Genomic DNA, 20,129 nt, shown 5'->3' with positions numbered 1-20,129 from the left:
TTCTAATACCCCCCTTTTAGTGTAGACAACTAAAAGGGTACTATTATTATGGGGTGCTGGCAATGGCTATTTTATTTTCCATCATGTTGGTAGAAGTGACTTTCTTATTCCTGATACCGATGATGGAATCGGTAGCAGTGACAGTTTTATAGATGTGATTTCGTTGTAAAATATTTGCAATCTTACCAGCTCAACTGCTGCATTTTTATGTGGCAATTTGCTGTATTTTTATTTTACAACAAACACAAAAATAACAAAGTGCCTGACACTGTCGTGAGCAAGCCTTCAACAACAAGGGATGCATTTCATGAAAAAACGCAATCTGAAAATTACTTTGACTGGAAGAATGGTGTTAAAACAAAAGATATACTAGATTATTTAAATGTACCAATCGAGGAAAGAAAAAAAGAGATAGAATCCATATCTTCCGTTTTTGACAAAGGCAATACAATATATCTTAAAACAAAAAATGGAAATCATAAAGCGTCAATAAGCGATAAACGAGCCGAAACCGTTAATCACTATGGGAGAGCCTTGGATAGAAGATATACATATATTCACGGCTTTTTGTTTTATGATACTATTGAAAACAGAGAAATTAATGTAACAAATATAGTTGATTTAAAAGACTATGAAACCGATCATGTTAATGGTCTTGAAGTTGATTACTGTCAAAATAAAGTATTAATTTTGTTTCTGCCTCGGATAAATGTCTCGGAGTTGCTCAAGTTGCGTGACCGTTTACAGGTATGTTAATATCTTTCCAAAAGAAAAATTTTGGGAGGATATGAAGAGAGCTTTGAGTTGTTATGTTAAATGTGCCAACATTTAACCCTCAAAGTGTCAATCGTCATTTTTAAATAGGTGACTTTCTCGAATTGCTATAATTTACCATTGCTAAAATATTTTGCAGATTATCAAATTATTTTGGGGGTCTTCCACCCCCAAACCCCTGGAATACCTGCTAAGATGATTCAAATAAACAGCTATTTGAATCATCTTAGCAGGTTTAGAAATACTATCATAACTTGCAAACGTAATACTACCTGAATTACGATATGCTCCTATTTTAATTTTATAAACTTACCTATTTTAAAATAAGAATTGACACCTTGACTTTTCGCAGATAGAATTGCGCGTCGGGGCGTTTTATTGCAGGGACAAACGTATGCTGGAAACATATCGTACAGGCGGTGATGTTCATGCTCAGACCACTTCAGTTATTTACCGCATTCCTTTTGAGGAGGCGGCAGACAAAAATGCCCTGCATTATAAAGAGCGCAGAACCATCGCAAAGAACTGCAATTTCGGTGTGTTCTACGGACTGTTTCCCACTGGTTTACAGAGGACACTAAAATTTAAAGCTGGCTTAAACCCAACTTTGGCCGAATGTGAGACCATCATTCAAAACTTGAAGGCCGGATATCCCGGTCTTGTCCGATGGCATGATGAAGTTAAAAAGCGAGTTGCTGCAAGCTGCTATACAGAAACATGGCTGGGCAGGCGAAGATACCTGCTGGGAATTCGGTCATCCGATTGGGGCAAGAAGTCTTTTGCCGAGCGGTGCGCATTAAATACACCTATTCAGGGTACAGCGGCAGATATTTTAAAGCTTGCCTGCGGGCGCATCATCAGTGGACTTCCCGAAAGGCTCTGGCTGAAACCTCTACTACAGATACATGACGAGCTGGTTTTTGAATTGCCGGAAGATAAGGTGTATGAAGCAGTTGCCTTTATAAAAAAGTGTATGGAAACACAACCCTTCCCTGAATTTGATGTACCTATCGTGGCAGAAGCCTCGATAGGCAGAAATTTTGGAGAAATGAAAGAAATGGAGGATTGATATTATGACTAATTTACAGGTTTTTAAGAATACAGAATTTGGAGAACTTAAAGTACTTGTTATTGATGGAAAGGAATTCTTCCCTGCAACAGATTGTGCAAGAATGCTGGGATATAGTAACCCTCGCGATGCGATACAACGCCATTGCAAACCAGACGGGGTCGTGAAACACGACGGGGTCACCTTAACTACAAATCAATATGGTATCTCAACTGAACAGCATGTTGAACGGACTTATATTACAGAAGGAAATCTATATCGCCTTATTATACGCAGTAAACTTCCTGCAGCCGAACGCTTTGAAAAATGGGTCTTTGATGAAGTGCTGCCTACGATCAGAAAACATGGAGTCTATGCTACGGATAAAGTTATCGAAGAGATGATTTCCAATCCAGAGTATGGTATCAGACTTTTCTCCGAACTGAAGGCAGAACGCGACAGACGGAAAGCTTTGGAAATAGAAAACGCAAAGAATAAACAGATTATCAGCGAGTTAAAGCCCAAGGCAAGCTATTACGATCTCATATTGCAAAATAAGAGCCTTGTGCCGATCAGCAAGATTGCCAAGGATTACGGAATGTCTGGCCGCGCTTTCAATAAGCTGCTTCATGAGCTTGGAGTACAGTACAAAATGGGAAACTGCTGGCTTTTATATCAGGAGTACGCCGATCAAGGATACACGCAATCCAAGACCCATGCTATTGATGCAGAAAGAAGCGTAATGCACACATATTGGACACAAAAAGGAAGGTTATTTATTTATGACCTTCTCAAAAACAAGAAAGGTATATTGCCTGTAATCGAACGTGAACAGAAAAGCGCATAGGCAGGGGGTAATACCATGAGTATCAGCAAGTTTAACGCGGAAGGATATTACGACCCCACACCCTATGAAGCACTGCTTAGGATTGAGCGGGAAGCCAAGAAAGCGCCTTACAGACCGATGATGTTCATCTGCAGCCCATATGCTGGGGATACGGAACGCAATATCCGTAAGGCTCAGGGGTACTGCCGCTATGCGGTGAGCAAGAATTGCATACCTATTGCTCCGCATCTCTTGTTTCCGCAGTTTATGGACGACGATGACGAACAAATGCGGTATCTAGGCTTGTTCTTTGGCATGGTACTGATGTCAAAGTGTTCTGAAGTGTGGGTATTTGGCAGAAATATTACTAAAGGAATGTCCATTGAGATTGAGAAGGCAAAACAGCGCTGCATTCCGATACGGTATTTCAATGAACGATGCGAGGAGGTGCGGCGTCAGTGAGCATCTCATTCCCTCAGGAACTGGCTGACCGGAAGCAATGGATATGCTGGCGTCTGGAACCAAACATAAAGGACGGAAAAGACAGTAAAATCCCTTACAATCCCTTAACCGGCAGAAAAGCCTCAAGCACTAGCCCAAACGACTGGTCGACTCTTGACGATGCAATTGCAGCTAAAGAACAGTATCTCTATACTGGATTGGGTTTTGTATTCGCAAAAGGCGGAGGCTTAGTAGGAGTTGATATCGATCACTGCCGCGACAAAAACACTGGAGAATTAAACGATACCGCCAAGGCTATCCTTGAGCGGTTTCCGTCCTATACGGAAATCAGTCCTTCAGGAACCGGGCTTCATATCTTCTATAAAGGGGAGATGCCTGCCAAAGGAAATAAAAATACAAGAACCGGCGTTGAAATGTATGCCCACAGCAGATATTTCGCAATGACTGGCGATCAACTGCCCGGGACTCCTGACAGCATTGCCGAAGATAACGGAGCACTGGCCTGGATACATGAGAACTTTATCAAAAGCAAGAAGCGGAGAGAAAAAAGCAAGAAAGACCGTAAGAATTTTAAGCTAGAACCGCTTACGGATGAGGAAATATTGGAAAAAGCCCGGACAGCTGAAAACCATAAGGGATTTAACCTGCTATGGGAAGGAAAATGGCAGGAAGCTGGATATCCCAGCCAATCCGAAGCCGACCTTGCCCTTTGCTGTATGCTGGCTTTCTGGTCAAGCAAAAACAAAGAGCAGATGGACAGGCTGTTTAGAAAGTCCGGGTTATTCCGGGAAAAATGGGATACGGTGCACCATGCAAGCGGAGCAACATATGGGCAGGAGACACTGGATAAGGCCATCGAAGCTACAGAGAACGTATATAGCCGCGAAAGCGAGTCGGTTATCTTTGAACATGAGGGCAGGTATTACCGCATCAGAGGCGAAAGCGTCTATCCTATAACAAATTTTATCATTCAGCCGGTGGAGATGATTGTATCAGAAGATGAAACGCAGATGACTGCCGATCTTGTTACAATCCGCGATGAAATATACCGCCAGACCTTTATGACCACCGACTTCAATAATATCCAAAAGTTCAAAAATATCTTGAACCGCCGGACAATATCCTTAGGCTATTTTGGCTCTGAAGGGGATTTAGAACTGCTGAAAGGATATATATCCGAATTGGAGTGGGTACGGAAAGCAGGGGTAAAGGCTCTTGGAATTTATGAGCATGGCGGACGGATGGTCTATGTTTCAACGGATGGTGCCATTGAAGCCGGAGGCAGCATTGTTGAAGATATTGTGCAGCTTGATAAGTATAAAAGCATAACAACCGATATCCTTACCTTTGAGCCATTGACAAAGGAAAAGCTTGTCAGGCTTGGAGAGTGGATTCTCAGCTATAACGAACCCATAAAAACGGTGTCAGTAATGGCATGGGTAGCCGGATGCTTTATTAAACCGCATCTTAAAAAAACAGGCATTAAGTTTCCGCACTTATTGCTTGTCGGAGAACAGGGCAGCGGAAAGAGTAATACATTGGAGCGGGTTATCCTGCCGGTATTTTCATGCAGTAAAATCCGTGCGGCTACACAGGTCACTGCATTTACATTGATGAAGGAATCCGCATCCTCAAATCTGATACCGCAGCTGATGGATGAGTTCAAACCTTCAAAGATAGACAAATTAAGGCTAAATGCCTTATACAACCATCTTCGTGATGCATATGACGGGCATGAAGGTGTTCGCGGCCGGGCGGATCAAAGCGCTGTTATTTATGAGCTATTGGCACCTATCATTGTAGCTGGTGAGGAATCGCCAGATGAAGCGGCTATCAGGGAACGAAGTATAGAATTGCTTTTCAGTAAGAAGGACTTAAAACCAGCCATCCATAGGCAAGGTTCAAGCCTGCCTGGGAAGCCTTGTCGGAGGAAGAACAGTTTATATTGACAGAATTTTTTGTTAATGATGTGAGCAAGACGGAAGCCGTAGCAAACATCGGAGAGAAGCTGTTTCTTGAAAGAGCACAGGTGTACCGCAGGAAAGACAAGGCACTTAATCATCTGGCACTGCTTTTATACGGGAAGTAGTTTAAGATAACATCATTTTGCATATAAATAGGAAACCCACTTAGATAGAGCAATCTACCTAAGTGGGTATTTTTTATGGCCTACTGTATTGCGCTTAATATAAGCTCGTAGGATCTCTTACTTTTTAGTATAAGTTATTTCAAAAGAAAATCAATTGGATTTTGAAAAAATGCACTAATTGACGCATAAATCTTGACAACAAGCATATAATATAGTATCATTGTATCACAAAGAGGTGATGCAATGAATCAGCAGTATAATCAGAATTATACCCGGGAGCAGATTGATGAGATTTTGGCAATGATACAAGACTGTATTAGAGAGGACAGATTCATTATATCAAAAAATGAGAATAGACAAGAAAACATAGATTTTATAAATGAATATAATCTAAGCAGCAGAAGGCAAAAAGAGATTTTACTAAAAATAAAAACAGAAGATTTCTGCCATTCATTGCAAAATACAAAAATAGGATTTGAACATGAGGTTTTATATGTATTTTGTCCCCAGGTTACGTTATTTAACTTTGATGGCATCGAGGAGCTAGTTGATATATATACGAAATTTAATTTAATTGATAGTGAGAGTGGAAAACGAGTGGTTGTCATATCGTTTCATAAGCGAAACAAGCCTATTGATTATCTTTTCCGATGATCAATCAGAAAGTTTGAAAGGAGGACGCCTTATGAACAGGAATAAGACATTTTGCGAGGAATGCAGAAGAGATGTCGAATACATGGTAGAAACTGCAACAATTAAGGGTAAGCTTAAAGGCGAAGAATATGAGTATACCGGAAAGAAGGCTGTTTGTACGGAATGTGGAAGCGAAGTCTATGTAGCGGATATAGAGGACGAAAATCTGAAGGCTTTGTATGACATGTACCGTCAAAAAAACGGCATTATTTCGCTGGAGAAGATATTAGAAATACCTCAGAAATACAATATTGGGAAACGTCCGCTGTCATTGCTTTTAGGCTGGGGAGAAATGACTTTTTCGAGATATTGTGAAGGTGATATGCCTACAAAACAGTACTCGGACATCCTTCAAAAGATTTATGATGATCCGGCATATTATAAAGAATTACTGGAGAAAAATAAGGATAATTTAAAATCTCCGCAGGCATATGAAAAAAGTAAGCGGAAGGTGCAGGAACTGCTTGGAGAAGAAAACAACACAGGCTCAAAGATCGATTTAATTATCCAATATCTGCTTTATAAATGCGAGGACATTACTCCATTGGCTTTACAAAAGGCGTTATATTATGTCCAGGGCTTTTATTACGCTTTTGAAGGACGGTTTCTTTTTGATGAAGACTGTGAGGCATGGGTTCATGGACCGGTTTACAGAGATGTGTATAACAGGTATTCATCTTATCGGTTTGACCCCATTGAAAGTGTTGAAGCTTTCGATGAATCAGTTTTTACAACCTCTGAAAAAGCGATACTGGATAGTGTTATTAAAAATTTCTGCTGTTATAGCGGAAAAACATTAGAAAAGTTTACGCATCTGGAGAAACCATGGCGGCATACCAGAGACGGTTTGCCGGTGGATGCGCATTCTAATCGTGTAATACCAAAAGAATTGATCGGGGAATATTTTGTTGCTGTGAAAGAAAAATTCCGCATGCTCACTCCTGGAGATATAGAAGGATACTCGAAAGCTATCTTTGAACAAATAAACTGATGTTTTTACATTCCTTTTAGATGAGATTTTTATGAGATGCAAAACACAGAAATCAAATATATAATGATACTGTGGAAAAATGACATAACGATTCATAAGCCCTTCGGGGCTTTTTCTTAGTGCGCCCGGCATGGGCGATAACTAGGCGGTGAAAGTCCGCTGTGGGCTTGGTAGTGGGAACCACTAGCTGAACCGCAAGGGTGTCCATCGCGAGGTGGAATCTGAAGGAAGTGGTAGGCAAAATCTCGGTCTGATGAACAAAAACCAGATAAGAGGCTGAATTGGGGCGGACGAGTTTGCTAAACAAAACGAAGTCCAACACTACCCGAACTCCATACAGTAAATCTGGCAGATAGACGAGATGAAGGTTATCGTTCTTACCCGGGGAGGTCTCAAGGACGAGTCATTAAAGTGAACTCCGAAATGACAACCCATACAGTGATGTATGGCTGAACCTTGAGAAGTCAGCAGAGGTCATAGTACTTATCTAGTCATGAATAGATAAGGAAGGACCGAACATTAGGAGGTTTTGGAAATCTTATGAACTCGAAAGATATGCAAAGACTGCAGACAACTCAACAAAGAGGCTATCCGCTCAATCAAGAAATGGAATTTCAAGAGACAGCGGAAGTGCATAGTATATCATCGGCGTCAAAAGATAGAAGAAACAATGTACAAAGATACACCAGTAATCTGCTTGAAATGATACTAGACCGAGAAAACATGAAAGAAGCATACAAGCGAGTAGTTGCAAATAAAGGAAGCCATGGAGTCGATGGGATGGAAGTAGATGAACTTCTACCGTATCTCAAAGAAAACTGGCCGACCATAAAGCAACAATTACTGGAAGGAAAGTATAAACCACAACCAGTGCTGAGAGTAGAAATACCAAAACCAGATGGAGGAACAAGACTACTAGGAATACCTACAGTACTAGACAGACTAATACAACAAGCAATAGCCCAAATACTAAGTGGAATATACGACCATACATTCTCGGAAAATAGCTATGGATTCAGACCAGGACGCAGTGCAAAAGATGCAGTAACAGCCGCAGAAGTATATATAAACGAAGGATGCACATGGGTAGTAGATATAGACTTAGAAAAGTTCTTTGACAGAGTAAACCACGACATACTGATGACTAAATTAGAAAAGCGGATAGGAGACAAAAGAGTACTGAAGCTGATACGAAGATACTTAGAATCAGGAGTAATGATAAATGGAATCAAAGTAGCAACAGAAGAAGGGACACCACAAGGAGGGCCATTAAGTCCGCTATTAGCAAACATAATGTTAGATGAACTAGACAAAGAACTAGAAAGAAGAGGGCATAAATTCTGTCGGTATGCAGATGATTGCAACATATACGTAAAAAGCAGGTCAGCAGGAAACAGAGTAATGAAAAGCATAAAGAAATTCATAGAAACCAAATTAAAACTAAAAGTCAATGAAGCAAAAAGTGCTGTAGATAGACCATGGAAAAGAAAGTTCTTAGGATTCTCGTTTTACACAAAAGAAAACGAAGTAAGAATAAGAATCCATGAAAAATCCATCAAAAGGCTTAAGGAAAAAGTAAGAGAAATAACCAATCGAAACAAGGGAATAAGTATGGAATATAGAATACGTAGATTGAATCAGATAACGACAGGATGGGTTAACTACTTTGGATTAGCAGATGCGAAAAGAATAATGAAAGCCCTTGACGAATGGATAAGGCGTAGACTAAGAGCATGTATATGGAAACAATGGAAGAAGATAAAAACAAAATACGATAATCTAGTAAAATTAGGATTAGAAAAACAGAAAGCCTGGATATACGCTAATACGAGAAAAGGCTACTGGAGAATATCCAATAGCCAAATACTCAATATGACTCTTACAAATAAATACTTCGAAGACATAGGTTACAAGAGTTTATCAAAGAGGTATCTAATTGTACATTAAATCTTAATGAACCGCCGTATACCGAACGGTACGTACGGTGGTGTGAGAGGACGCTGAATAAAATAATTATTCAGCTTCTACTCGATTGCCATAAAACGGGAGGAAGGAAAGATGTGCGATAAATGTTTTGGCAGTAATGGAAGAAATGGCTGCAATATCCTGACTGTACGCAAGTGTCAGCAAGATAAATGTTCCTTCTATAAAAGCACCCAAGATTTAGAGAAAGACAGGAAAAAAGCTTATCTTTTGCTTGCAGCTTTACCAGCCGATATGCAGCGGTATATTTCGGATAAGTAATATAACGGCAGGATGCCATGGGTGAAAAACAATTGTGCTGTTTAGTATTCCAGATGAGATTTTTATGAGATGAAATTCAGTAAAAAGCCAAATATAATGGTATTGTGAAAAGTTATGAATAAGCCTTCATGGGATGAACCCGCGAGGGCTTTTTTTATACCCGTAAAGGAGGTGGCCAGATGCCAAGAAAGCCAAAAAGGCCTTGCTCCTTTCCCGGTTGTCCTGAGTTAACGGACGGAAGGTACTGTGACACGCATCAAAGGCAAGTTAATGCTCATTACAACAAATATGAACGAGGTCCCCAAACAAGAAAACGTTATGCCCGGAGATGGAGACGCATCCGGGACAGATATATCTCAGAGCATCCGCTTTGCGAGGAGTGCCAAAAGTACGGAAAGCTTACGCCAGCCGAAGAGGTGCATCATATTATTCCTTTGGCTAAAGGCGGAACCAATGCAGACAGCAACCTTATGAGTCTGTGCAAGCAATGCCACTCTTCGATCACTGCCCGCGAAGGAGAGCGGTGGGCAAGACGGTAGGGGGGTCAAAATCTCTGGAGGAGATGTTTCGTGCAACGGGCGGGGGGTCACGCGCGAAAAATCGCAGTTTCAAACGGGGTATATCCCCCGTTTATTTTTACAGGAATCGAGGTGATGCGTATGGCAAAAGACGGTACCAACCGCGGCGGGGCGCGTATTGGAGCAGGACAGAAGAAAAAGCCGCTGGCGGATAAGATTTTGGAAGGAAACCCTGGCAGGCGAAAGCTTATGGTAATGGAGTTTACGGACGCTGTGGAACTGGAAGGACAGAGCATGCCGCCACCGAGGGATTATCTTGCTGCAAAGCAGAAGAACGGCAAAACAACACTGGCGGTGGAAATATACGAAAAAACATGGCAGTGGCTTAAGGAACGCAGGTGTGTTCATCTTATACCTGCGCAGCTTATAGAGCAGTATGCCCAGAGCGTGGCGCGGTGGATCCAGTGCGAGGAATGTATCACCGAATTTGGCTTTCTTGCCAAGCATCCGACGACCGGCAATGCCATCCCGTCACCTTATGTGGCCATGAGTCAAAGCTTCATGAAACAGGCCAATAACCTTTGGTATCAGATTTACCAAGTCGTGCGGGAAAACTGCGCCAGCGAATTTAAAGGGGCAACTCCCCACGACGACGTGATGGAAAAACTCCTGACGGCAAGGAGGGGTGGTTGATTTGAACATACAGAAAATCAGAGCCGAGCTGTTAAATCCCGCCGTCTACAATCCGCGCAAGGATTTAAAACCCGGCGATAAGGAATATGAAAAGCTGAAACGGTCAATAGAGGAATTTGGCTATGTGGAGCCTGTTATCTGGAACCAAAAGACAGGTAATGTGGTAGGCGGGCATCAACGCTTAAAGGTTTTGCTGGACTTGGGACAGACTGAGATAGACTGCGTCGTTGTAGATCTTGACCCGCAGAGAGAAAAAGCGCTTAATCTTGCCCTCAATAAGATTCAGGGAGAGTGGGACGAGAATAAACTGGCCGAGCTAATGGCTGAGTTGGACGCAGGTGCATTTGATGTTTCGCTTACAGGGTTTGACGCTTCTGAAATAGACGAACTGCTTAACCGATGGTATTCCAAAGAGGCGGTACAAGACAGCTTTGACATAGATAAAGCGCATGAGGAAATCATGCAGCACGAGCCGGTAACGAAGCGGGGCGATATCTGGCTTCTTGGGAATCATCGTTTGATGTGCGGCGACTCTACGAAGGATGAGGATTTTGAGAAGTTAATGGACGGATGTCACGCACAGATGGCAGTGACTTCCCCACCATATGGGGTAGGTAAAGAATATGAAAAAGCCGGGATTGAGCCATGGTTTGAAACAGTACGCCCAGTGATTAGAAATTTGTGCAGGTATGCAGATATTGTCTGCTGGAATTTAGGTGATTTATATGCAACCGGCTCCCAGTTTATTGAACCAACCAGCGTGTACAGCGTGAATATGTTTTTGGACAACGGCTACCGACCTATCTGGATCCGCATTTGGAAGAAACAAGGGCAGAACTTTGGTGTAGGCCCTTATCACCTTGTTTCAAACAAGCCGGTTCAGCAGTATGAGTATATTTCGGCCTTCAGCAATAAAGGAGAAGTTGAGGAATATAACGATCAGGAATATGTATGGCTTTCAGCCTTTGCGGGACACAGTTATAAATTTGTGAAACGGCTTACAAAGGAAGAACGCAAGAAATGGGGCTATGCTGGCATATGGGAGATGACGACTGTCCGGGCAAACAAGGAACATCCGGCAATGTTTCCTGTGGAGCTTCCATGGCGGTGCATCAAAATGCACAGCGATAAGGGCGGTATTGTGCTTGAACCGTTCTCCGGCAGCGGAACCACTATAATTGCGGCTGAACAGACTGAGCGTAAATGCTATGCGATGGAGTTATCCCCTATTTACTGTGATTTAGCTGTTAAGCGCTGGGAGGAATTCACCGGTGAAAAAGCCATCAAACTGGAGGGTTAAGATTTATGGATATACTGAAAATACCAGCAGAAAAATTAAAACTTTCGAAATATAACCCGCGGAAGGACTTAAAGCCGGGCGACCCTGAATATGAAAAACTACGCCGATCCATTGAAGAGTTTGGATATGTAGAGCCGGTCATATGGAACAAACGAACCGGGAATATTGTCGGCGGACATCAGCGGTATAAAGTACTAACAGCTTTGGGGTATCAGGAGATCGACTGCGTTGTGGTTGATTTGGATGATCAGCGGGAAAAGGCGCTCAATGTCGCTTTGAATAAAATCAGCGGCGAGTTTGATATTCCGCTTTTGACCGATCTGCTAATGGGCTTGAATGAAGATGGCTTTGACATTTCTCTTACCGGGTTTGATGCCGCGGAAATCGATGAGTTGTTCCGCGATAAAACAACCACAAATGTCAAAGAGGATAATTTCGATGCAGAAAAGGCAGCAGCAGAGATTAAAGCTCCGGTTACCAAAAAGGGCGATATATGGATGCTTGGCGACCACCGGCTGATGTGCGGTGATAGCACCCTGCTTTCAGATGTGCAAAAACTGATGGCTGGCCAAAAGGCGAGGTTTGTTTTCACTGACCCGCCTTGGAACGTGGATTATGGTTCAGATACCAAGCATCCGAGCTGGAAGCCAAGGCAAATTCTAAATGACAAGATGAGCACCGAAGAATTCGGCGCTTTTTTATTGCGCACTTTTAATTGCATGAAAGAGGTTTCTGAAGCCGGATGCATGACCTATGTGGTAATGAGTGCTCAGGAATGGGGCAGTTTGATGAACGTCATGCGTGAGGTAGGGTATCACTGGTCGAGCACAATTATATGGAAAAAGGACAGCCTTGTATTATCCAGAAAGGACTATCATACCCAGTACGAGCCGATTTGGTACGGCTGGCTTGAAGGGACGCGACTTTGCCCGCTTAAAGACCGAAAACAGTCAGATGTTTGGGAGATCCCCCGTCCTAAAGTATCGGAGGAGCACCCCACCATGAAGCCGGTTTCGCTTGTAGCAAAGGCAATGCTCAACAGTTCCCATACTGGAGATTTAGCCCTTGACCTGTTCGGTGGATCCGGTACGACAATGATTGCGGCGCAGCAGACCGGGCGGGTTTGTTTTATGATGGAGCTTGACCCGAAATACTGCGATGTGATTGTAAAGCGCTATGTTTCACAATTTGGAGCAGATTCAGTATTCTTGGTGTCAGGTAGCGAAAAAATACCTTACGCGGAAACACAGATTGCTTAAAAATGTCCTTGCTTTCCCCTCAAAACAGAGCGTTAATGTACCCCACCAAAAAGGAAAGGTGGGATTTTTTATGGGAATCAGAAATGCTTTAGCTTGTTTGAGGGGAGGTGTATGGCATGAACAATAACAGCTTTCGCTTTTCACAGAAGGTTGTCGGTCAGGAGAGAAAAGCCATTGCCTCAGTCATAGCTGAAGCCCTTGAAGGCCAGGTGCGCTATACTGGAGCACCGGGGTTTATGTATGAGGTTAACGACGAGAAATCCGCTGGCAGCTGGACGGTTGACAGGGACAGTGTGGTTCACTCACCGAAAATCAGTCTTAATGAAATCAAAAGCATCCGTCCCGTTATTGACGCGCTGAATATGGCGGGCTTATCAGCAGAGGGAACCATGACAATTACTCTTTTTTTGGAGGGCTTTAGCGAGATAAGCCTTGAAAACCTTAATAATATGCTGGCCAGCAAAGAGACATTGATAAAGAAAGCGATGTCGATTGAACGGGAACTTGAAGTATTAACTGAAAATGATGAGATTTCCTTCTCTTTCTGGAACGCGACCCTAAATGCCGATGAGGTGCAGACATATATAACGCTGGCAAAGCAAATGGCAGAACAGGCAAAAGCACAGAAGCGAGTGCTGCGCAACGAAAAACCAGCAGATAATGAAAAATATGCTTTTCGCTGTTTCCTGCTTAGGCTGGGATTTATAGGTGATAACTTCAAAACTGAACGCAAGGTGCTGCTTTCAAGACTGGTTGGAAACGGGGCGTACCGGAAAGGCAGAGCAAAGGCGGTGGACGAAAATGAATAATTTTCATAGCACTGCTTTCTTTGTCAAGCATCCGTTTAGGATTGAGGATCTAAAAGTGCCGCATCGGCATGATATGAGGAAACGATTTACAGTTGTAAAAACAATTGAGCTTTCAAAAATTGACTATGATAACTTCGTTGCCGACCTGTGCGTTGACCGCACATTTATTGAGGAAAACAAAGGGTTTTGTCACATTAATGAGGATGGAGTGTGGCTTTGCTTGCTGGTTAAGCAACGGGGACAGCCTGACGGAGTGCTGGTAATGCCGGACGGTAGTGATTATCCAAAGTACGCTGCATATTATCCTGGAGAGGAGGACGAGCAATGAGTGTAAGAGGCTTTCCTTCAAAAGAAACAGTCCTCCGCCTTAAAGAGCAATATCCGCCGGGAACACGAGTTGAGCTTATATGCATGGATGATCCGTACTCTATGCTGAAACCGGGAGACCGAGGTACAGTTTCTTTTGTGGACGATATCGGTACCATTCATATCAACTGGGACTGCGGTTCTTCTCTGGGTGCAGCTTATGGTGTAGATATGATCAAAAAGCTGTAAATGTTCTCAAATTAAGATGCGAAAAATCGTCCAAAATCCAGCGGAAACTCATGCAGAATTGCCTTGCTATCCTGTGTTTTCAATGGCCTAATGTACACTGCCAAAAGGCAGAAAACACAGAGAAAGCGAGGAGAAAACGCAATGCTTACAACGAGATTTGGAATCGAGGTAGAATTGACGGGGATTACAAGGAAACAGGCGTCCAAAACTGCAGCAGCTTTTCTTGGAGGAAGGATTGAATCCAGTGGAGATTATTACGATACCCAAAAGGTTATAGCACCGGATGGACGGATATGGAAATTCATGAGCGACGGGAGCATCCGGACTCAGAAAAAGGAAAGCGGCCGGATTGTAGCGGCAGGCCGGGAATATAGTGTCGAGTTGGTAAGTCCGATACTGACGTACCGCGAGGATATTGAAATCCTGCAGGAATTGATAAGGAGGCTTCGCAAGGCTGGAGGTTTTGCAAACACAAGCTGCGGAATCCATATCCACATAGACGGGGCAAATCACACGCCGCGAAGCATCCGCAATTTTATCAACATTATAGCCAGCAAGAATGACCTTTTCTATAAAGCATTGCAGATAGCACCGGACAGGATGCGGTTTTGCAAAAAGATGGATGCAGCACTGGTTGAGAAGATGAACCGGCGTAAGCCCAAAACTATGGCGGCGATTGAAAGTATATGGTACGAAGGTTACAGCGAAAGCCGAAGCACTCATTACCACAACAGCAGGTACCATTTTTTGAACCTGCACAGCTTTTTTAACGGCAATAGGACGATTGAGCTTCGAGGATTTAACAGCGAACTTCATGCGGGAAAAATCAGAAGCTACATAGTGCTTGCCCTTGCGCTAAACCATCAAGCATTAACCCAAAAATGTGCTTCCAGCAAGAAACCGCAGGTTGAAAACGAGAAATTTGCCATGCGGACATACCTCAACCGCATAGGGCTTATCGGCGACGAGTTCAAAAACTGCCGGGAGCACCTTTGCAAACATCTCGATGGCAACGCGGCATGGCGGTTTCGGGCAGCATAGATAACCGGGCGCTGGGGGCGCAGAGCCGCCCCTAGCCTGCGGTAAACACAAGGAGGATGATATGATGAGCGAAGAAAAAGGAACAATATATTTAGCATACGGAAGCAATCTGAATTTAAGGCAGATGGCATACCGCTGCCCAACGGCAAAAGTGCTGGGGAGTGCAAAACTCACAGGATACCGGCTGTTATTCAGAGGAGGGAATGGCGGCGCAGTAGCGACAATAGAAAAACAAAAAGGTGAAAGTGTACCGATACTGCTTTGGAGAATCATGCCTAATGACGAGGAAGCGCTGGACCGATATGAAGGTTATCCGCATCTATACAGGAAAGAAACAGTTAAGGTGCGTTTCAAAGGGCAGTGGGTGTCCGCAATGGTGTATATCATGAATGAAGGCAGACCACTGGGAGCACCGGGTCGTTACTATTACGAGGTGATTCGGCAGGGATATATAGACGCGGGTTTTGATATTTCAGTTCTCAATAAAGCGGTACGCGATTCAGTTTCAGCGGCAGAGAAGTCTGAGGTGTAGGACATGGGTAACGAAAATCTGATAACTGATAAGATTTATCGGCAAATTATGGCCATACGGGACAGCGGTGCCTGCAATATGTTTGACTTGCCAAGAGTGCAGGAGGAGGCATATAAAAAGGGTTTTTATGAATTGGTGGTATTTCTTAATGAACATAAGAAAGAATATGCCGAGTTTATCCTGACAGGCAAACGATAACGTTAATAACGTAACAGGCTTCATAGAAATCCACTAATGAGAGGAACTTCATCCATGAGGTTCCTTTTTTCTTGTTCAATTTTAGAAAGGAGGCGGCAAAGCTGCGGAAGTTAAAACGGTATAAACCAACAAAGTTTATGGCCGAAGGTTCCCGATACGACAAGGAAGCGGCGGATGCCGCTGTTACTTTTATAAACTGCTTGAAGCATACCAAGGGCGAATGGTATGGGATGCCTTTTGAACTCATTGACTGGCAGGAGCAGATTGTCCGGGATATATTCGGCGTCTTGAAACCGAACGGATACCGGCAGTTCAACACCGCCTATGTAGAAATCCCAAAAAAGCAGGGGAAGAGCGAGCTTGCGGCGGCAATTGCTCTATACCTGACCTGCGGCGATTTCGAGCATGGCGGCGAGGTTTATGGGTGTGCGTCTGACCGTCAGCAGGCATCCATTGTTTTCGACGTTGCTGTAGACATGGTGGAACAGTGTCCGGCATTAAAGTCCCGGATTAAACCGATGCTGTCGCAGAAGCGGCTGGTATATAAACCGCTAGGCAGTTTTTATCAGGTGCTTTCAGCGGAGGCATACACGAAGCATGGTTTAAATGTCCATGGTGTGGTTTTTGACGAACTTCATGCCCAGCCAAATCGGGATCTTTATGATGTAATGCTACACGGATCCGGCGATGCAAGGAAGCAGCCGCTGTTTTTCCTGATCACGACGGCAGGTACAGACAGGAACTCCATCTGCTGGGAAGTGCATCAAAAGGCAGAGGATATCCTGCAGGGGCGTAAGATAGATCCGACTTTCTACCCTGTTATCTACAGCGCAGCCGATACTGACAACTGGACAAGTGAAAAGGTGTGGAGAAAGGTCAATCCGTCATTAGGCATTACAGTGGACATCGAAAAACTGAGGGTGGCTTGTGAAAATGCCAAGCAAAACCCCGCAGAGGAAAATTTATTCCGTCAGCTCCGCTTAAATCAGTGGGTGAAGCAATCGGTGCGCTGGATGCCTATGGACAAATGGGACAGGTGCGCCTTCCCCGTCGATGCGGAAAGCTTGCGCGGTCGCATCTGCTACGGCGGGCTTGACCTGTCATCCACCACCGATATTACCGCCTTTGTACTGGTGTTTCCGCCGCTGGATGAATCGGACAAATATCAGATCCTGCCTTTCTTCTGGATTCCAGAGGACAATATCGACCAGCGTGTGCGGCGGGATCATGTGCCATATGATGTTTGGGAGCGGCAGGGCTTTTTATACACCACTGAGGGTAATGTGGTTCATTATGGTTTCATCGAGACTTTTATTGAGGAGCTTGGCATGAAATACAATATCAGAGAAATCGCCTTCGACCGCTGGGGCGCGGTGCAGATGACGCAGAACCTAGAAAGCATGGGCTTTACGGTTGTTCCCTTCGGTCAGGGCTTCAAGGACATGTCGCCGCCCACAAAAGAGCTGATGAAGCTGACTTTGGAGGAGCGCATCGCCCATGGCGGGCATCCGGTGCTCAGATGGATGATGGACAATATCTTTGTCAAAACCGATCCGGCCGGAAACATAAAGCCTGATAAAGAAAAGTCCAGCGAGAGAATAGACGGCGCTGTTGCGCTTATTATGGCGCTTGACCGCGCTTTAAGGCATGGAGGAGATGACCGCAACGGATCAATTTATGATGAAAGGGGGCTGCTGATCATATGAGTGTATTTTCCCGCTTATTCAAAGCAAGGGATAAGCCGAAAAACAGCTTGTTCGGCAATGCATACAGCTTTTTCTTTGGTGGTACATCCAGCGGAAAGACTGTCAATGAGCGGACAGCCATGCAGACAACGGCAGTGTATGCCTGTGTAAGGATACTGGCCGAGGCCATCGCTGGACTTCCGCTTCATGTGTACCGGTACAAGGGAGACGGTGGCAAAGAAAAAGCGCTAACCCACCCGCTATATTACCTGCTCCATGACGAACCAAATCCTGAGATGACTTCATTCGTGTTCCGAGAAACGCTGATGAGTCATCTTCTTTTATGGGGAAATGCTTACGCTCAGATTATCAGGGACGGTTCCGGACGAGTGCTGGCGCTTTATCCTCTTTTGCCAAACAAAATGACGGTAGACAGGGCTCCAAACGGAGAACTGTACTACACCTACCGGCGGGACAGCGATGAGAGCAAGGTTAATCCAAAAGCAGGCCTTATATACCTGCGAAGTGACGAGGTGCTTCACATCCCGGGACTCGGTTTTGACGGGCTGATCGGATACTCCCCTATTGCGATGGCCAAGAACGCCATAGGCATGGCCATCGCCTGCGAGGAGTACGGTGCGTCCTTCTTCGCCAACGGTGCAAATCCGGGTGGCGTTCTGGAACATCCCGGCGTATTAAAGGATCCGGCAAAAGTGCGTGAAAGCTGGAACGCTGTCTATCAAGGCAGTGCCAACGCTCACCGCATTGCAGTTCTGGAAGAGGGTATGAAGTTTCAGCCAATTGGCATTCCGCCCGAACAAGCACAGTTTTTGGAGACAAGGAAATTTCAGATAAACGAAATTGCTCGGATATTCCGCGTGCCTCCCCATATGGTAGGAGACCTCGAAAAATCAAGCTTTTCAAACATCGAGCAGCAGTCTCTGGAATTTGTCAAATACACGCTTGACCCGTGGGTGGTGCGCTGGGAACAGGCTCTCCAAAAAGCGCTGCTTTTACCGTCGGAGAAGCGGACATACTTTGTCAAATTCAATGTAGATGGCCTTCTGCGCGGGGATTATGCAAGCCGCATGAATGGCTATGCTGTAGCCCGCCAGAACGGCTGGATGAGCGCCAACGATATCCGCGAGCTTGAGGACATGAACCGGATCCCAGAGGAGTTGGGCGGTGACCTGTATCTCGTCAACGGTAATATGACCAAGCTTGCCGATGCTGGAGCATTTGCAGGCAAAACCAATGTTGAAACGGAGGGATCAAAAAGATGAACAAGTCACAAAAACCAAGGCCGGTTCGCCGATTTTGGAACTGGATACAAAATGATGATGGCAGCCGGACATTATATCTTGACGGACCTATTGCCGAGGAAAGCTGGCTGGGAGACGAGGTGACCCCCAAACAATTCAAATCAGAGCTGCTGTCCGGAGAGGGTGATATAACGATCTGGATCAACAGCCCGGGCGGCGATATATTTGCAGCCAATCAAATTTACAACATGCTGATGGATTACAAAGGCAAAGTAACCGTAAAAATTGACGGTATTGCGGCCAGCGCCGCTTCGGTCATTGCCATGGCTGGTGGCGACGTTTTTATGTCACCTGTCAGCATGATGATGATCCACAACCCAATGACAATAGCCATAGGTGATACAGAGGAAATGGAGAAAGCTATCGCAATGCTGGAGGAAATAAAGGAATCCATCATCAACGCCTATGAGCTGAAAACCGGACTTTCCCGGACAAAAATATCGCACCTTATGGATGCGGAAAGCTGGTTTAACGCAAGAAAAGCGGTGGAACTTGGCTTTGCCGATGGCATTCTGTTTATGGAGGATGAATCTTTCCCATCCGAATTTGAAGTATCAGGAGGAATGATTTTCAGCAGGCAGGCAGTGACAAATTCCATCCTGCAAAAGCTTAAACCAAAAGAAAAACCAAAAGGAACCCCGATTGAGTCGCTTGAAAAGCGGCTTTTTTTATGTTCGTCCGGCATGTTTACTGAGCCGATGGGTTGAAAGAAACCCTGTCGCCTAACCAGCGGGAAGACAACCTGTAAGCAAGGGCGTCACTGGCCAACGGTGAGGTCTGAAGGAAGCTGAAGGGGGAATCTGGAACATAGCGCAAGCGAACCGAGGTTGGCTCGTCAGGTGGGTAACCTTGCATAAAGTGGGAAAGCCCGAAAGCTGGATAACCTGAGGGGTTAAGACGGATGCGTTCAGGTTCAGGCAGGTAAACTTAACCGGAGAAGCCCGGCATCATCCCTTAGAGAGGGTAGGCCCAAACAAGTGGAAACACAAGTGCGGGACGAAGTGATGTGGGGTGGCAGATGACTCCGTAGTAGTGACAAACTCTCGACCAATGAAAGCTGGTAACAGACCGGAGGACAAAACCGGGAGGA

Annotated in this window: 22 protein-coding genes and 1 pseudogene; all 23 read left to right on the top strand. The window is 44.5% G+C overall.

Going from position 1 to position 20,129, the window contains the following annotated elements:
* The first annotated feature begins 207 nt into the window (after positions 1 to 207).
* The 23 genes and pseudogenes from CIB29_RS12550 (at position 208) to CIB29_RS12440 (ending at position 19,746) form a co-directional block, all read left to right on the top strand.
* On the top strand, positions 208 to 756 hold the full coding sequence (locus CIB29_RS12550; RefSeq protein ID WP_094550194.1) for a hypothetical protein: 549 nt from the start codon (positions 208 to 210) through the stop codon (positions 754 to 756).
* Between the two features lie 355 nt (positions 757 to 1,111).
* Positions 1,112 to 1,843, top strand: a pseudogene (locus tag CIB29_RS12545) (DNA polymerase); the annotation flags it as partial.
* Between the two features lie 4 nt (positions 1,844 to 1,847).
* Entirely contained in the window at positions 1,848 to 2,669 is an 822-nt protein-coding gene (locus CIB29_RS12540; RefSeq protein WP_094550192.1) for a phage antirepressor, read from the top strand.
* A 15-nt stretch (positions 2,670 to 2,684) separates the two neighbouring features.
* Positions 2,685 to 3,110 (top strand): DUF7768 domain-containing protein, encoded by a 426-nt coding sequence (locus tag CIB29_RS12535; protein WP_094550190.1) that lies wholly within the window; start codon positions 2,685 to 2,687, stop codon positions 3,108 to 3,110.
* The gene (locus CIB29_RS12530; RefSeq protein WP_242965213.1) at positions 3,107 to 5,059 is read left to right on the top strand and encodes a phage NrS-1 polymerase family protein; all 1,953 of its coding nucleotides are present in this window, start codon (positions 3,107 to 3,109) and stop codon (positions 5,057 to 5,059) included. The genes CIB29_RS12535 and CIB29_RS12530 overlap by 4 nt, the downstream gene beginning before the upstream one ends.
* On the top strand, positions 5,032 to 5,199 hold the full coding sequence (locus CIB29_RS12525; protein WP_242965212.1) for a hypothetical protein: 168 nt from the start codon (positions 5,032 to 5,034) through the stop codon (positions 5,197 to 5,199). Before CIB29_RS12530 ends, CIB29_RS12525 begins: the two co-directional genes overlap by 28 nt.
* A 243-nt stretch (positions 5,200 to 5,442) precedes the next feature.
* Positions 5,443 to 5,853, top strand: coding sequence for a hypothetical protein (locus CIB29_RS12520; protein WP_094550188.1), 411 nt, complete (start codon positions 5,443 to 5,445; stop codon positions 5,851 to 5,853).
* A 31-nt stretch (positions 5,854 to 5,884) separates the two neighbouring features.
* Positions 5,885 to 6,883, top strand: coding sequence for a type II TA system antitoxin MqsA family protein (locus CIB29_RS12515; protein WP_094550186.1), 999 nt, complete (start codon positions 5,885 to 5,887; stop codon positions 6,881 to 6,883).
* 540 nt (positions 6,884 to 7,423) lie between these two features.
* Complete coding sequence (gene ltrA / locus CIB29_RS12510) at positions 7,424 to 8,830, top strand: group II intron reverse transcriptase/maturase (RefSeq protein ID WP_094546069.1); 1,407 nt, start codon at positions 7,424 to 7,426, stop codon at positions 8,828 to 8,830.
* Between the two features lie 111 nt (positions 8,831 to 8,941).
* Positions 8,942 to 9,127, top strand: coding sequence for a hypothetical protein (locus tag CIB29_RS12505; RefSeq protein WP_094550184.1), 186 nt, complete (start codon positions 8,942 to 8,944; stop codon positions 9,125 to 9,127).
* 179 nt (positions 9,128 to 9,306) lie between these two features.
* On the top strand, positions 9,307 to 9,666 hold the full coding sequence (locus tag CIB29_RS12500; RefSeq protein ID WP_094550182.1) for an HNH endonuclease: 360 nt from the start codon (positions 9,307 to 9,309) through the stop codon (positions 9,664 to 9,666).
* A 120-nt stretch (positions 9,667 to 9,786) separates the two neighbouring features.
* Positions 9,787 to 10,338, top strand: coding sequence for a P27 family phage terminase small subunit (locus CIB29_RS12495; protein WP_094551086.1), 552 nt, complete (start codon positions 9,787 to 9,789; stop codon positions 10,336 to 10,338).
* A 1-nt stretch (position 10,339) separates the two neighbouring features.
* A complete protein-coding gene (locus CIB29_RS12490) occupies positions 10,340 to 11,638 on the top strand; it encodes a site-specific DNA-methyltransferase (RefSeq protein ID WP_094550180.1) in 1,299 nt (432 codons plus the stop codon).
* A 5-nt stretch (positions 11,639 to 11,643) separates the two neighbouring features.
* Positions 11,644 to 12,897: a site-specific DNA-methyltransferase gene (locus CIB29_RS12485; protein ID WP_094550178.1), complete on the top strand. Its 1,254-nt coding sequence runs from the start codon at positions 11,644 to 11,646 to the stop codon at positions 12,895 to 12,897.
* A 116-nt stretch (positions 12,898 to 13,013) separates the two neighbouring features.
* Positions 13,014 to 13,706 carry a virulence factor gene (locus CIB29_RS12480; RefSeq protein WP_094550176.1) on the top strand — a complete coding sequence of 231 codons (693 nt, stop codon included), beginning with the start codon at positions 13,014 to 13,016 and terminating at the stop codon, positions 13,704 to 13,706.
* On the top strand, positions 13,699 to 14,034 hold the full coding sequence (locus CIB29_RS12475; RefSeq protein WP_094550174.1) for a DUF6329 domain-containing protein: 336 nt from the start codon (positions 13,699 to 13,701) through the stop codon (positions 14,032 to 14,034). Before CIB29_RS12480 ends, CIB29_RS12475 begins: the two co-directional genes overlap by 8 nt.
* Positions 14,031 to 14,261 (top strand): DUF4314 domain-containing protein, encoded by a 231-nt coding sequence (locus CIB29_RS12470; RefSeq protein ID WP_094550172.1) that lies wholly within the window; start codon positions 14,031 to 14,033, stop codon positions 14,259 to 14,261. Before CIB29_RS12475 ends, CIB29_RS12470 begins: the two co-directional genes overlap by 4 nt.
* Positions 14,262 to 14,402: 141 nt before the next feature.
* A complete protein-coding gene (locus tag CIB29_RS12465) occupies positions 14,403 to 15,302 on the top strand; it encodes an amidoligase family protein (RefSeq protein WP_094550170.1) in 900 nt (299 codons plus the stop codon).
* Positions 15,303 to 15,366: 64 nt separating this feature from the next.
* Positions 15,367 to 15,834, top strand: a complete 468-nt coding sequence (locus CIB29_RS12460; RefSeq protein ID WP_094550168.1) for a gamma-glutamylcyclotransferase family protein — start codon at positions 15,367 to 15,369, stop codon at positions 15,832 to 15,834.
* Between the two features lie 3 nt (positions 15,835 to 15,837).
* Positions 15,838 to 16,032, top strand: a complete 195-nt coding sequence (locus tag CIB29_RS12455) for a DUF5049 domain-containing protein (RefSeq protein ID WP_015051377.1) — start codon at positions 15,838 to 15,840, stop codon at positions 16,030 to 16,032.
* A gap of 101 nt (positions 16,033 to 16,133) precedes the next feature.
* The gene (locus CIB29_RS12450) at positions 16,134 to 17,738 is read left to right on the top strand and encodes a terminase large subunit (RefSeq protein ID WP_198543909.1); all 1,605 of its coding nucleotides are present in this window, start codon (positions 16,134 to 16,136) and stop codon (positions 17,736 to 17,738) included.
* Positions 17,735 to 19,000 (top strand): phage portal protein, encoded by a 1,266-nt coding sequence (locus CIB29_RS12445; RefSeq protein WP_094550164.1) that lies wholly within the window; start codon positions 17,735 to 17,737, stop codon positions 18,998 to 19,000. Before CIB29_RS12450 ends, CIB29_RS12445 begins: the two co-directional genes overlap by 4 nt.
* Entirely contained in the window at positions 18,997 to 19,746 is a 750-nt protein-coding gene (locus tag CIB29_RS12440) for a head maturation protease, ClpP-related (protein WP_094550162.1), read from the top strand. Before CIB29_RS12445 ends, CIB29_RS12440 begins: the two co-directional genes overlap by 4 nt.
* Positions 19,747 to 20,129: the final 383 nt, after the last annotated feature.

The sequence above is a fragment of the Petroclostridium xylanilyticum genome (genome assembly GCF_002252565.1).
In the GTDB taxonomy this organism is placed as follows: Bacteria; Bacillota; Clostridia; order SK-Y3; family SK-Y3; genus Petroclostridium; species Petroclostridium xylanilyticum.
The sequence above is the reverse complement of the archived record's forward strand: the minus strand, read 5'-3'. Positions and strand labels throughout refer to the sequence as shown.

Bases quoted from the DNA above. Each gene is read 5' to 3' on its own strand.
- CIB29_RS12550 (WP_094550194.1), top strand. From the start codon at position 208: ATGTGGCAATTTGCTGTATTTTTATTTTACAACAAACACAAAAATAAC.
- CIB29_RS12540 (WP_094550192.1), top strand. From the start codon at position 1,848: ATGACTAATTTACAGGTTTTTAAGAATACAGAATTTGGAGAACTTAAA.
- CIB29_RS12535 (WP_094550190.1), top strand. From the start codon at position 2,685: ATGAGTATCAGCAAGTTTAACGCGGAAGGATATTACGACCCCACACCC.
- CIB29_RS12520 (WP_094550188.1), top strand. From the start codon at position 5,443: ATGAATCAGCAGTATAATCAGAATTATACCCGGGAGCAGATTGATGAG.
- CIB29_RS12515 (WP_094550186.1), top strand. From the start codon at position 5,885: ATGAACAGGAATAAGACATTTTGCGAGGAATGCAGAAGAGATGTCGAA.
- ltrA (WP_094546069.1), top strand. From the start codon at position 7,424: ATGAACTCGAAAGATATGCAAAGACTGCAGACAACTCAACAAAGAGGC.
- CIB29_RS12505 (WP_094550184.1), top strand. From the start codon at position 8,942: ATGTGCGATAAATGTTTTGGCAGTAATGGAAGAAATGGCTGCAATATC.
- CIB29_RS12500 (WP_094550182.1), top strand. From the start codon at position 9,307: ATGCCAAGAAAGCCAAAAAGGCCTTGCTCCTTTCCCGGTTGTCCTGAG.
- CIB29_RS12495 (WP_094551086.1), top strand. From the start codon at position 9,787: ATGGCAAAAGACGGTACCAACCGCGGCGGGGCGCGTATTGGAGCAGGA.
- CIB29_RS12485 (WP_094550178.1), top strand. From the start codon at position 11,644: ATGGATATACTGAAAATACCAGCAGAAAAATTAAAACTTTCGAAATAT.
- CIB29_RS12480 (WP_094550176.1), top strand. From the start codon at position 13,014: ATGAACAATAACAGCTTTCGCTTTTCACAGAAGGTTGTCGGTCAGGAG.
- CIB29_RS12475 (WP_094550174.1), top strand. From the start codon at position 13,699: ATGAATAATTTTCATAGCACTGCTTTCTTTGTCAAGCATCCGTTTAGG.
- CIB29_RS12470 (WP_094550172.1), top strand. From the start codon at position 14,031: ATGAGTGTAAGAGGCTTTCCTTCAAAAGAAACAGTCCTCCGCCTTAAA.
- CIB29_RS12465 (WP_094550170.1), top strand. From the start codon at position 14,403: ATGCTTACAACGAGATTTGGAATCGAGGTAGAATTGACGGGGATTACA.
- CIB29_RS12460 (WP_094550168.1), top strand. From the start codon at position 15,367: ATGAGCGAAGAAAAAGGAACAATATATTTAGCATACGGAAGCAATCTG.
- CIB29_RS12455 (WP_015051377.1), top strand. From the start codon at position 15,838: ATGGGTAACGAAAATCTGATAACTGATAAGATTTATCGGCAAATTATG.
- CIB29_RS12445 (WP_094550164.1), top strand. From the start codon at position 17,735: ATGAGTGTATTTTCCCGCTTATTCAAAGCAAGGGATAAGCCGAAAAAC.
- CIB29_RS12440 (WP_094550162.1), top strand. From the start codon at position 18,997: ATGAACAAGTCACAAAAACCAAGGCCGGTTCGCCGATTTTGGAACTGG.